The organism is Corynebacterium sp. NML180780 (assembly GCF_007786415.1).
GTDB classification, from domain to species: domain Bacteria; phylum Actinomycetota; class Actinomycetes; order Mycobacteriales; family Mycobacteriaceae; genus Corynebacterium; species Corynebacterium gottingense.
In genome coordinates this window covers 17,304-29,796 of record NZ_VNKN01000002.1, presented here as the reverse complement: position 1 = coordinate 29,796, position 12,493 = coordinate 17,304, and the positions used below count along the sequence as shown (strand labels likewise).

Sequence of the window (12,493 nt, the reverse complement as noted above, 5' to 3'; positions counted from 1 at the left end):
ATCAACGTTCAATCGAAGATCTCCGAAAGATAGGGAATCAGATGCAGTTCCGCAAGGGCCTCCTCGCCGCCGCAACCGCAGCAGCTGTCATGTCCACCGGCGCAGTTGCAGCTACCGCTGACACCACGGTCACCACCCGCACCACCACCCCGACGGCGACCGCCAAGGCTGAGCCGACCGAAACCACCAAGGCTGAGCCGACCAAGACCACCGAGTCGAAGCCGACCACGACCTCCAAGCCGTCCAACGGCCCGAAGGTCAACACCGGCGACAACAACAAGAAGGACGAGGGTTCCTCCATCAAGGACATGTCCCCGTCTGAGATCCGCGACTGGATCGCAGTGTTCACCGCCGTCATTGGCGCCCTGGGCACCCTGTTCGCGTTCCTCGACAAGTACCTGCGCGCGTAATTGCGGAGTCACCGCGCACCCTTGGGCGCGTGAGCACAGCCCGGCCCCTGTGGCCGGGCTTTTTGCTTGCGATGCTCTGCCCTGCCCGCCGACTCAATGGGTGCCTCGCTTGATGTCATGAGCGGGTTTGGCTTACTTGACGAGAATCGGGTGACGAGGACGTCGCGGTCCCTTCTTCTCGCATCTTCGTCAACCCATTCTCGTCAAGTAGGCGCCGATTGGGCGGTAGAGCCTGTTGGCGGCCCAACGCACCGCTGCTGCCACACCCAGGGTCGAGCGTTCTTCTGGAACTGAGCGTGCCATGCCCCGAAAACGCCGATCCCGGGCACAGATTGTGTCGTTGAACGCGAGCAGCGGCGCCGTCCCACTCTCTCAACATTGAGAGGAGGACGGCGCCGCTGCGGCAGGTTGGGTCCCCTACGGGGAGGCTGCTAGGAAAGCTTTGCGATCGGGCCAAGCACCTGGTCGATCGGACCAGCGAAGACGACGGCCAGCAGGCCGAGGAGGGCGAGCACACCTGCAACGGCGCCCATGATGGTGCCCAGGTTTGCGGTGCTGCCGTCCTGCGCACCCTGCTCGTCGCCCGGCGTCGGCTCCTCGGACGGCTTGGGCTCCTCGGACGGCGCAGGCTTCTCGCTCGGCGCCGGCTCCTCGGACGGCTTCGGGTCAGCAGCCGCCACGGTAACCGGAACCGTCAGCTCGGTGCCAGCGTCGGTGGTGATGCTCAGCGTCTGCTCTCCAGCGGCCTCGGCCGGGATGGCGATGTCCACAGTCGCGCGGCCCTGCTCACCCAGGCCGTTGTCCGCCTTGGTGGTGGAGGCGTCGATGTCGGCGGTCGCGGTGGCGTCGCCAAGCGTGACGGTGGCCTGCTTTGCCATCGGCTCGCCCTCGGACGAGTAGTTGAGGGAGGAGAGCTTGATGGAGGCGGTGGTGCCTGCCTTCAGCTCCTCCGGCAGGACCACGCCGACGTCCTTCTGGCCCTTGCGCACGCCAACTTCGTCGGACTTCAGGTAGTCAACGAACGCCTGCAGGTCGTTGTAGCCAACGTTGAGCAGGTCGCGGACGTCGTCCGGGTTCACAAAGTTGTCGCCGCCAGCGAACAGGAAGGAGGAACCTGCAATGCGGTAGTCCTTGTCGTCCTCGAGCGGCTGACCGTCAATGGTTACGGAGGTGATGCGCTCGCCGGCCTCAGCCTCCGGGTTGTAGGTGTAGGCGACGTTGTTGGACAGGCCCATGTCCAGGCGTGGGCGGCCGGACTTCTCGGCGTCCTCCTTGCTCTGCCACTGACGCTCGAGGGCGTCCTTGATGGCCTTGCCGGACAAGGTTGCCACCGAGATGTCGTTGCCAAACGGCTGGACCTGGAAGGCCTCCTGGTAGGTCACGTCGCCGGCCTCGAGGTCCGCGCGGACGCCGCCAGCGTTCATGATGCCCAGGTCGATGTGCTCGTCGAGCGACTTGTCCATCGCGTAAAGCGCGGACTCAGCGAGCATGTTGTTCGCGGTGGACTCGGTACCACGGTTCGAGCCGGTGTTCTCCCCGGGGTTGGAGCCACGCAGGTAGGTGTCCTGGACGTTGGCCACGACCTCCTCGCCGAGCTTGCCGGCTTCCGCCTTCGCCTCGTCGACGATCTTCTGCACCTCGGCGTCCGGGGTGATGTCCAGGGTGACCAGGGACTCGGCGTCGTACTGCTCGAACGCCGGTGCCTCGATCTCCCCGGTGGTCTTGTTGAAGGTGAAGTCCAGGTCGGTCACGACCTTGCCGTACTCCCAAGACTGTGCGTTCGGCACCGGGGCATCGGCGTTGACCACGTTCACGTGGCTGTCGCCGCCGAACATGAAGTCGACATACTCCGGGTCCAGCTTCGGCGCGCCGGTCTCGACCGGGTCGTGGATGAGGGCGACGACCACGTCGGCCTTCTTCTCATCCTTCAGCTTCTTCGCTTCCTTATTCACCTGCTCGGAGGAGTCGGTGAAGTTCAGGCCGGCGACATTATCCGGGCTGGACTTGCTCTTGGTCAGGTTGGAGGTGGTGCCCACCAGCCCAACCTTCACGCCGTCAATCTCGACGATCTTCGAGGCCTCCAGGTCGCGGGAGCCGTCCTCCTTGAACACGTTCGCGCCGAGCTGGATGTCACCGGTACCCGGGTTGATGCGGTCAATCAGGTCCTTGTAGCCCTTATCAAACTCGTGGTTGCCAGCAGCGGAGCCCGCGGTGCCAACGGCCTTGACAAAGTCCATGGTGTATTTGTCGTCTGAGATCGCGGAGACGAATGCCGAGCCGCCCTGGTTATCGCCCGAGCTGGTGACGATAGTGTTGGCGTTCTTGTCTCGCAGGAAGTTGATGATGCCGGCGATGTTTGCGGCACCCATCTCGTCGCCTTTCTTCGGGGTGACCTCGCCCGTTTCCTTGTCCGTGGACAGGTTCGCCTCGAGGCGGCCGTGGAAGTCGGTGAAGTTAGCGATGCTAATCTGCACCTTCTCATCGTCCGCGGCAAAAGCCGGGACAGCGGTGACCACCAGCGCGGTCGACGTAGTTGCGGCGATCAGCGCGCCGGCGCGACGGAAAGAAAACACTTGGAACTCCTCTGCGTGTGAAATAGGGGTCTCACTGTTTTCTAGCGCGAAATCAGCTCGCTCGCAGCACAACGTACGTACTGTGACAGGTCGGCCTTGAGATTCAAGGCGGACGTCGCCAACAATTCACCCGCTGTTCAACTTCGGCACGCAGAGCGCGCTTTACGACGTCACCCTGTAGATGTCGTAGACGCCCTCCACGTTCCGCAACTGATTCATCAGCGCGCCCAGCTGCTTGGTGTCGGAGACCTCGATGGTGAACCGGACGTTGGCGATCCGGTCGTCCGAGGCCTGGGAAGACAGCGCCAAGATCGGGAGGTTCTGGTCCGTCATGACGCCGGTGAGCTCTGCGAGCAGCCCGTGGCGGTCCAGTGCCTCGACCTGGAGGGTGGCCAGCGAGGCACCGCCTGCCGTGGATTTTGTGGACCACGCGACGTCGATAAGCCGCTCCGGCTCCTCACGCAACTTGGCCGCATTGGTGCAGTCGGTGCGGTGGACCGAGACTCCCCCGCCGCGGGTGACAAAGCCGAAGATCTCATCACCTGGCACCGGTTGACAACACTTGGCCAACTTCGCCATGACGTCTGGGCTCCCCTGCACGAGGATACCGCTGGCGGACTCGCGCGGATCCCGCCGCACCAGTTCCGACATCGGGGCGCGGTCCGCGAGCGCATCGACCGCGTCCTCCTCGTTGCCAAACAGGTCGACGAACATTTTGCCCACGTGCTGCGCGGAGACGTGACCGGCTCCGATCGCGGTATACAGGGCGTCCACATCCGGGTAGTGCAGCTGCTTGGCCACCCTGCGCATCGACTCCGCCGTGAACAGGCGGTACATGGGCAGCCCTCCGCGCTGCACCTCCGCGGCCAGCGCGTCGCGCCCCGCCTCCAGGTGCTCCTCGCGGCGCTCCTTGGCAAACCACTGGCGGATCTTCGTCTTCGCTCGCGGCGAGACCACGAAGTCCTGCCAGTCCCGGCTCGGGCCGGCGTTTTGGTCCTTGGAGGTAAAGATCTCCACCCGGTCGCCGGATTCCAGTTTGGTCTCCAAGGCCACGAGTTTGCCGTTGACCTTCGCACCAATGCACCGGTGCCCCACCTCCGTGTGCACGGCGTAGGCGAAGTCGACCGGGGTGGACCCCGCCGGCAAGTTCACCACGTCGCCCTTCGGGGTGAACGCGAAGAGCTGCTGGCTGGTCAGGTCGTAGCGCAGCGAATCAAGGAACTCGTCCGGGTCAGCCGCTTCCTTCTGCCAGTCCAGAAGCTGGCGCATCCACGCCATCTCATCCACTTCGTTCTGGTTGCCCTTGTGGGAGCCCTTCGTCTCCTTGTAGCGCCAGTGCGCCGCAACCCCGTACTCGGCGTTGTAGTGCATATCGTGGGTGCGCACCTGCACCTCGAGCGGGCGGCCCGTGTCCGTCATCACCGTAGTATGCAGCGACTGGTAGACGCCGAAACGTGGGTTGGAGATATAGTCCTTGAACCGTCCGGGCATGGCCGAGTACAGGGCGTGGACGACGCCGACCGCGGCATAGCAATCGTGCACCGTATCCACCAGGACGCGGATGCCCACCAGGTCGAAGATCTCGTTGAACTCGTGTCCCCGCACCACCATCTTCTGGTAGATGGACCAGTAGTGCTTCGGGCGCCCCATCACCTCGGCCTCGATACCGTTCGCCTTCAGCTCAGACTGGATCTGTTCCGTGAGCTCTTGAAGCGCCCGGTCACGCGAGGGGGCCCGATCCGCCACGAGGCGTACGATCTCCTCGTACTTCTTCGGGTACAGGATTGCAAAGGCCAGGTCCTCCAGCTCCCACTTCACCGAGGCCATGCCGAGGCGGTGTGCCAACGGCGCGATGACGTCGAGCGTCTCCTTCGCCTTCTTCGCCTGCTTCTCGGGTGGGAGGAAGCGCATCGTGCGCATATTGTGCAGGCGGTCCGCCACCTTAATCACCAGCACGCGCGGGTCCTTCGCCATGGCGACGATCATCTTCCGGATCGTCTCCGCTTCTGCGGCCTTGCCCAGCTCCACCTTGTCCAGCTTGGTCACTCCGTCTACCAGGCGGGCCACCTCCGGACCGAAGTCAGCCGTGAGGTCGTCCAGGGTGTAGTCGGTGTCCTCCACCGTGTCGTGCAGCAGCGCCGCGACCACGGTGGTGGTGTCCATGCCGATCTCGGAGCAGATCGTCGCCACGGCAAGCGGGTGCGTGATGTAGGGGTCGCCGGATTTGCGGAACACGCCCTCGTGCAGGCGCTCGGCGGTCCCATAGGCGCGGTTGAGCAGCTCGACGCTGGCCTTCGGGTGGTATTTCCGGTGAATAGATAGCAGCGGGTCCAGGACCGGGTTAATCTTCGGGCGCCCGCCGCCCGTGAGCGAGCGCGCCAGCCGCGCGGAGACGCTACGCACCGTTTGACCTGAGCGCTTAGAAGTTTTCTCTTGCGACACCGGGGCCTCCCGCCAGACTCTGAACCAGACTGCACACCGAAACGAAACTCAGTGTAAGAGTCTGATTCTAGTCGCTTCAGCGCCCTCCGTCGTCCAAAACCACCAACGGGGCGTCGCCGAGGCGCTCGCGGCCGCCGAGCCCGTCGACTTCGAGCACGACCACGTAGCCGACGACTTTGCCGCCTGCGCGCTCGATGAGGTTGGTGGCAGCCACGAGCGTGCCACCGGTGGCAAGGACATCGTCGACAAGCACGACGCGCTTCCCCTCAAGCTGCATGCCGTCTTCGGGGATCTCGAGCGCCGCGGTGCTGTACTCGGTCTGGTACTCCTGGGTGATCACCGGCGGCGGCAGCTTGCCCTGCTTGCGGATGGCCAGGATGCCAACGCCCATGTCAAAGGCGACAGCGGAGCCGAGCAGGAAACCGCGGGCATCCAAACCGCCGATGAGGTCACCGCCGAGCTGCTTGCTGGCCTCAGCCATTTCGCGGATGACGGCGTTGAGCGCGTCGGCGTCGGCAAGCACCGGGGTGAGATCTTCGAACAACACGCCCTCAGCTGGAAAGTCGGGTACGCGGCGCACCTTATCAGCGAGCGCTTCCTGCGCGGACGAATACTTGTTGTCTGTCTTAGCCATGGGCCGGGGCATCCTCGTTTTCAGAGTGTTGGTACGGAGTGAATTCTGGCAGCGGGAACTATTGCTGCCCACCAGATGACGATGGTATTGCATCCTGCGGCATGATGCGCCATCGGTCCATGTTCCAGCCGATTCCCGCCAGACCGGTGTACGGCACGACGTTGCCCACACCGCGGTTCACAGCGAACGTGCGGGGCTGCGCGGCCAGCGGCACCGAAGGCAGCTGCTCCCACAGCGCGTGCTCCTGGGCGCGCAGGCTGCCCACCTGGTTGCCCTGGTTTGCTGCGGCGGGGTACTCCTTCATCGGGTCGACCGGGCGCAGCAGCGCGTCGACCTCGCCGTCGGTGACAAACTGCATACCCTGTTCGTTGGTGGCAAGGTGCGGCAGATCCGCCAGCGTTTTGCCCTCCCCCGTCACGTCCACGATGTTCACGCCGGCGGGCTCGCAACTGCGGCGCATTGCCTCGACCATCGCGGCCTGGCGGGCATTCGGGTACGGGTACGCCACGCGCACCTCCGTCCCGCTCAAAACGCTCGCTGCGTCGATATTGACGTCCATGAAGGGCGCCGCCACGTCCTCCACGCGGGAGGTGAGCGGATCGTCTTGCTGCAGCACGTGGACCGGGGCGGGCGGAACCTGCACGCCGGCGTGCTCGCTCGAAACGGCCGCCACGCCGCGAGGGTCAAGGCACCGCGACAGTGCTTGCCGGTTCTCCGGAATGGCCCAGACCCCGGTCTCAGGGAACGTGAGCATCTCGGAGAGCTGCCCGACCACTGTAGAGATGTCTACCTGGTTATCTTCGGCGTTCACGTCAAACCACGCCGGGTTCGGGTCGTCCAGGTCCGCGACCTTCAGCCCGCCGCCGCGGTACAGCTCGCCGCTGTCCGCGGTGCCCGGCCAGATGACGAGGTGATTGATCGCCGGCCGGTCGCCGTAATAGTGCTCGTTGGCAACCAGGTTCACTTCGCCCTGGGCGCCGAAACTCTCAATCACGTACGGGCCAAAAGAAACCTGAAGTTCCGGATCGAATTGCGCAAAGTCGAACCCGTGGTGCCAGATCTGCGCAATCGGGGCGAGCTGTGCGGGATCCTCGGATTGCAGCGCAGCGTTGAGCTCCTCGACGCTCTTCCCCGCTTTCCGCGCTACAGCGTGCGCGGGCAGCACGGTGCCGGCACCGAAGAGGTCCTGCCACCGGTCCCCGCGGCCCTCCTTGAACACCACGGTGAAGGTCTTACTGCCCGGGGTGCAGTCGAGGGACTCTGTGTCGTCGAAAAGCGGAAGGTGCGACCCGAAGATCTCAGGGTGCTGTCCCGCCGTAAACGCGAGCAGGTAGTCGGTGCACGTCACCGGCGTTCCGTCGGAGAAGACGGCGTTGTCCGAGATGGTGTAGGTTACGCGGCGCTGCGGGCCTGGGAGGGGCTGCGCACTGATCAGGTCCGTGTTGGGGATCATCTCACCGCCCGGCCCCGGCACGAACACGCCCGGGTACAGACGGCCAGACAGGCGGTGCGCCTGCGTGGACGTGCCCTCGAGGCTGCCGGCGTTGGTGGTGAGGAGCGGACCGGACACCTGGTACCCGAAGTGCTGCTCGTCGAGCTTCCCGTTCGGGTCCTCGTCTCCGCCGCTACACGCCGTGAGCGTCCCCGCCAATAGGCAAGCTGCGCTCAGCGACGCGACCGCGCCTCGGCCCACCTGATGTGCGCGCCGTGTTCCGTCTGCTTTCCGGTGTGTTCTCCCGTGCTGTGGCACTGCGTGACTCCCCTTCTGTCTAGCGCCCCGGCCTCCAGGTCGCGGCCCCGCCCGGCGTGTCGCCGAACGAGTCCGCCCCGGCACCCTTGCCAGCGGCGTCAGCTTCGCGGGAGGTGCGCTGGGAAATGGAGCCGACGGTGCGCTTCCCATGCTCCGCCACAGTGCCCTCAAGGCCCTCAGCGCCCTCAGCACCTTCACCGTGCTCGGCGGTGTCACCGTTGCGGAACGCCTGCACCGACGCGTTGTGGTCGCGGAACGTCTTCCGGCGCTCGATGAAGGTCACCAGCAGCGAGGTCGCCAGGAACAGCGACGAGAACACGCCTTCAATCACACCGATGAGCTGGATGAGCGCCAGGTCGCGCAGCGTACCCACGCCGAGCATCCACACCGCCACGATCATCAGCGCAATAATCGGCAGCGCGGAAATCACGGTAGTGGAGATAGAACGCATCACGGTCTGGTTGATCGCCAGGTTCGCCTGCTCCGCGTAGGTGGACCTGCGCGAATCAAGGATTCCGGAGGTATTCTCCTTCACCTTGTCAAACACGATGACCGTGTCATAAAGAGAGAAGGTGAGCACCGTGAGCAGGCCGATGATCATCGCCGGGGTGACCTCGAGCCCGAAGAGCGCGTAGAAGCCCATAATGAGGACGGCGTCCACCACGAGCGCGGCCAGTGCGGCCAACGCCATCTCGCGCTGCAGGCGCACTGCCACGTACACGGCCGCGGCGATGACGAACACGAGCATTGCCAGCAGCATGCGCTGAGTAATCGTGTCGCCCCACGACTCGGACACGGTTGAGTCACCGATCGCGTTCGCGGTAACGTCGCCCTTCTCGTCCTTCGGCTGGTACTGCTCAAAGATTGCCTGGCGGGCCTGGTCGATCTGCTCCTGGCTCAGGTGCTCGGAATTGATCTCCAGGGTGCGCGCGTCACCAGCGCCGACGATCTGCGTCAGCTCCGGGGTCACCCCGGTGGCGTCAACAAACGTGTCCTCGACTTCCTCGGCGACGAGGTCGCCAGCGGGCATGGACATCTTCGTGCCGCCCTCAAAGTCGATACCCAGGTTGAACCCACGTGCCAGCATCGCCACGACGGCGACGACCAGCAGGCCGAAGGTGATGGAGTACCAGAGCTTCCGGCGTCCGACGAAGTCGATGGCGCCGTCCTCGGTGTGCAGCCGCTCGCGCCGGTCCATCTGAGCCGCGGGCGCGGTGTTCGCAATAGAACTCGTCATGGTTACTTCTCCTCAGAGTCGTCGCGAGTGGGGGCCAGTTGCTTATCGACGCTTCCCTCGCCGACCTCAACCACCGTCGACCCTGTCGATTCGGCGGCCTTGGTCCGAGCTGTGTCAGTGTCCTTCTTCCTGTTCGCAGTGGCAAACGCCTTGGACATACCGCTGACGGACGGCCTGCCCCAGAACTTACTGCGGGACGCCAGGATGAGCAGCGGCGCGGTGACCAGGAAGGTGACGAGGAGGTCGAACACCGTGGTCAGACCCATGGTGAACGCGAAGCCCTTCACGTCGCCCACAGCCAGGAAGTAGATGATCACCGCGCCGATGAGCGTGACCATGTTGCCGGTCACCACGGTCTCCTTCGCGCGGTCCCAGCCGGACGCTGTGGCGGAGCGGAACGTCTTGCCCTTGCGGACCTCATCCTTGATGCGCTCGTAGATCACCACGAAGGAGTCGGCCGTCGTACCGATACCGATGATCAGACCGGCGATGCCGGACAGGTCGAGCGAGTAGCCGATCCAGCGACCGAGCAGCACCAGGGACCCGTAGACCAGGACGCCGGAGACCGCCAGGGTGGCCAGCGAAATCAAGCCGTACAGGCGGTAGTACGCGAACACGAACAGGGCGACCAGTGCCAAGCCAACCAGGCCGGCGTACAGGCCCGCCTTGAGCGAGGCCAGGCCGAGTGACGGCGGGACGGTCAGCGCGGTGCCGCCCGGCTCGCCGTTTTCACCGGCAAAGGACAGCGGCAGCGCACCGTAGCGGAGGTTGTTGGCCAGCCCCTCGGCCTCTTCCTGCGTGAAGTCGCCGGTGATGGCGGTGGCGGAGCCGACCGGGGTCGCGCCCTGGATCTGCGGTGCGGAGATGACCTGGGAGTCCAGGGTGATGGCGATCTGCTTGCCAATCATCTCGCTGGTCAGTGCAGCCCAGGTAGAAGAGCCATTGACGTCGCCGTTCTGGCTAAACGCAAAGCTGATCTCCATCTGCGAGCTCTGCGGGTTGTAGCCGCCCGTAATCGGGCGGGCGGTGTCGATCTGCTCTCCGGTCAGGCGCGGACCGTCTTCCTCGGTCACGCCCTCCAGCAGCGGTACCTCGCCGAGGAGCAGCGGCTGGCGCGTCGAGGAATCGCAGGCGACCAGGGGGCGATCCTCTGCGTCAGTACCCGCGAGCGGGTCGACCTCCTGGGTGGCGCACTTCTGCGACAGGAGGATGAAGGACGCGAACTGCTTCGTCGGGTCGTCGGACTGGCGGGACTCGCGGAGCATCTCCGTCACCTCGGAGCGGCGGTCGGCCGCTTCAACCGGCCCCTCGGGCTCGGGCAGCGGATCGGCTTCGATCTTCGGCGTATTCGGGTTCGGCTGGCCGTCCTGGCCGCCCATCGACTGGTCGAGGAGCCCTTGCGCCTCTTCCTTCGTCATCACGCCGTACTTGACCCACTCGTTTGCCATGTCCAACACTGCCGGGCCAATTGCGGCGGCATCCGGAGAGGGCATCTCCTCCACCGGGCGGAACAGCAGCTGGGACGTCTGGCCGATGTTGCGGACCTCGGAGGTGTCGTCGCCGGCGGCGGTGATGACGATCGTGTTGCCGTCCACCACGACGGTCGCGCCGGAGACGCCCATGCCGTTGACGCGGTTCTCCAGGATACGGCGGGCGTCGTTAAGCTGCTCGCGCGTTGGCTCCTCACCCTGCGGAACGAGGGTGACTCGGGTACCGCCCTGCAGGTCAATGCCGAGCTTCGGCGATGCCGACTTGTCGCCGGTAAAGAAGACTAATGCGTACACGCCGATGACGATGAGCAAAAACAGCGCCAGGGCTTTGCCTGGCCACGTACGTTTTGATCTCAATTCGCCGGAACGCCGAGTGTTTGAGGACACTGAGCTGACTCCTCTGCTGTTCTTTGATCTTTGCTGCCCAGGGCACCCGAGACGGATGTCCGGCACTTGCACAACGGATTATGCTACGGCATTGGGGCAAAAAATTGGTGCCCGACCCCTCCCCCGGCATCTGGGAGGCGTCGGGCTGGGTGCCAGGTGCGCTGGCTATTCGGCGTCGGCCGGCACGTCTGCCTGGGTGGAACCCTGCGGATCCACTCGCTTCATCACGCCCGCGGTTTCCATCGTGACCACGACGTTCGGGGCCAGCTCCACCCGCAGTGTCTCGCCGTTGTTCTCCACCACGGTGCAGTGGAAGCCGGCGACGTTGACGATCCGGTCGCCGGGAGCAATCGAGCGTTGCATCTCCTGCATCTGGCGTTGACGCTTCTTCTGGCTGCGCATCATCAGCAGCGAGGGGAGCAAGAAGATGGCCAGGACGATGAGGATGTAAACAATTTCCATGCGCCCATTGTTTCATAGGCCGCAGGTGTGCCTACGAGAGGTTGAGCTGGCCCGGCGCTTCCGGAGGCGGCGTGATGCCCAGGTGCTGCCAAGCCGCCGCCGTGGCGACGCGGCCGCGGCCCGTCCGCGCCATCAACCCAGCGCGCACGAGGTAGGGCTCGCAGACCTCCTCGACGGTCGAGGGCTCCTCGCCGACCGCGATGGCCAGGGTGTTCACACCCACCGGCCCACCACCGTGGCCACGGATGAGCGAGTCCAGCACGGCACGGTCGAGGCGGTCAAGGCCGCGCTCGTCCACGTCAAACACCGCCAGCGCCGCCTGCGCGGCCGCGAGGTCCACGTGGCCGTCGCCATTCACATCGGCCCAGTCCCGCACGCGGCGCAGGAGGCGGTTGGCAATACGCGGCGTGCCGCGCGAGCGCGAGGCGATCTCCACCGCCGCGTCCTCGTCAATGCTCACTCCCAAAATGGAGGACGCGCGGGTGACCACCTTGGTCAGGTCCTCGGCGTCGTAGAACTCCATTTGCGCGGTAAACCCGAAGCGGTCGCGCAGCGGTCCGGTGAGCATTCCGGCGCGAGTCGTCGCGCCGACGAGGGTAAACGGCGGGATCTCCAGGGGGATCGACGTGGCGCCGGGGCCCTTGCCGACGATCACGTCAATCCGGAAATCCTCCATCGCCATATAGAGCATCTCCTCGGCCGGGCGGGCGATCCGGTGGATCTCATCAATGAAGAGGACGTCGCCCTCCATGAGGTTGGACAGCATCGCCGCCAGGTCGCCCGCGCGCTCCAGTGCCGGGCCTGAGGTCATGCGCAGGGAGGTCCCCAGTTCCTGCGCGATGATCATGGCCATCGTCGTCTTCCCCAGGCCCGGCGGGCCGGACAGCAGAATGTGGTCCGGGGTGACGTCCCGGCTGCGTGCCCCAGCGAGGACCAGGCCCAGCTGCTCACGGACCTTCGGTTGGCCGATGAACTCGCTGATGGATTTCGGGCGCAACGACTTTTCGGCGTCACGCTCTTCGGGTTGCGAGGTGGCGTCGATAAGCGAATTGCCCGGGCGCGCCATGCCGTCCGGGAGGGAAAATTCAGTCTTTTCTACATCTGACAT

At 65.0% G+C, this 12,493-nt stretch carries 9 protein-coding genes; 1 reads left to right on the top strand and 8 read right to left on the bottom strand.

Annotated features, from left to right (window positions below):
- Positions 1–41 precede the first annotated feature (41 nt).
- Positions 42–410: a hypothetical protein gene (locus FPP74_RS01335; protein WP_144716900.1), complete on the top strand. Its 369-nt coding sequence runs from the start codon at positions 42–44 to the stop codon at positions 408–410.
- A 431-nt stretch (positions 411–841) separates the two neighbouring features.
- On the opposite strand, the gene FPP74_RS01330 is transcribed toward FPP74_RS01335, so the two are convergent.
- From FPP74_RS01330 to ruvB, 8 genes are all read right to left on the bottom strand, one after another.
- Positions 842–2,983: a 5'-nucleotidase C-terminal domain-containing protein gene (locus tag FPP74_RS01330; RefSeq protein ID WP_144716898.1), complete on the bottom strand. Its 2,142-nt coding sequence runs from the start codon at positions 2,981–2,983 to the stop codon at positions 842–844.
- 162 nt (positions 2,984–3,145) lie between these two features.
- Positions 3,146–5,425, bottom strand: a complete 2,280-nt coding sequence (locus tag FPP74_RS01325) for a bifunctional (p)ppGpp synthetase/guanosine-3',5'-bis(diphosphate) 3'-pyrophosphohydrolase (protein ID WP_095548142.1) — start codon at positions 5,423–5,425, stop codon at positions 3,146–3,148.
- Between the two features lie 76 nt (positions 5,426–5,501).
- On the bottom strand, positions 5,502–6,059 hold the full coding sequence (locus tag FPP74_RS01320) for an adenine phosphoribosyltransferase (RefSeq protein WP_095545803.1): 558 nt from the start codon (positions 6,057–6,059) through the stop codon (positions 5,502–5,504).
- Positions 6,060–6,117: 58 nt separating this feature from the next.
- Positions 6,118–7,710, bottom strand: a complete 1,593-nt coding sequence (locus FPP74_RS01315; protein ID WP_144716896.1) for an ABC transporter substrate-binding protein — start codon at positions 7,708–7,710, stop codon at positions 6,118–6,120.
- A gap of 118 nt (positions 7,711–7,828) precedes the next feature.
- A complete protein-coding gene (gene secF / locus FPP74_RS01310; protein ID WP_095555593.1) occupies positions 7,829–9,046 on the bottom strand; it encodes a protein translocase subunit SecF in 1,218 nt (405 codons plus the stop codon).
- Between the two features lie 2 nt (positions 9,047–9,048).
- Positions 9,049–10,923, bottom strand: coding sequence for a protein translocase subunit SecD (gene secD / locus FPP74_RS01305; protein WP_243389158.1), 1,875 nt, complete (start codon positions 10,921–10,923; stop codon positions 9,049–9,051).
- Positions 10,924–11,088: 165 nt separating this feature from the next.
- The gene (gene yajC, locus FPP74_RS01300; protein WP_095555591.1) at positions 11,089–11,385 is read right to left on the bottom strand and encodes a preprotein translocase subunit YajC; all 297 of its coding nucleotides are present in this window, start codon (positions 11,383–11,385) and stop codon (positions 11,089–11,091) included.
- 31 nt (positions 11,386–11,416) lie between these two features.
- Positions 11,417–12,493 carry a Holliday junction branch migration DNA helicase RuvB gene (gene ruvB / locus FPP74_RS01295; RefSeq protein ID WP_095276291.1) on the bottom strand — a complete coding sequence of 359 codons (1,077 nt, stop codon included), beginning with the start codon at positions 12,491–12,493 and terminating at the stop codon, positions 11,417–11,419.

Coding starts and splice junctions, on each gene's coding strand:
- FPP74_RS01335 (WP_144716900.1), top strand. CDS start 42: ATGCAGTTCCGCAAGGGCCTCCTCGCCGCCGCAACCGCAGCAGCTGTC.
- FPP74_RS01320 (WP_095545803.1), bottom strand. CDS start 6,059: ATGGCTAAGACAGACAACAAGTATTCGTCCGCGCAGGAAGCGCTCGCT.
- secF (WP_095555593.1), bottom strand. CDS start 9,046: ATGACGAGTTCTATTGCGAACACCGCGCCCGCGGCTCAGATGGACCGG.
- yajC (WP_095555591.1), bottom strand. CDS start 11,385: ATGGAAATTGTTTACATCCTCATCGTCCTGGCCATCTTCTTGCTCCCC.
- ruvB (WP_095276291.1), bottom strand. CDS start 12,493: ATGTCAGATGTAGAAAAGACTGAATTTTCCCTCCCGGACGGCATGGCG.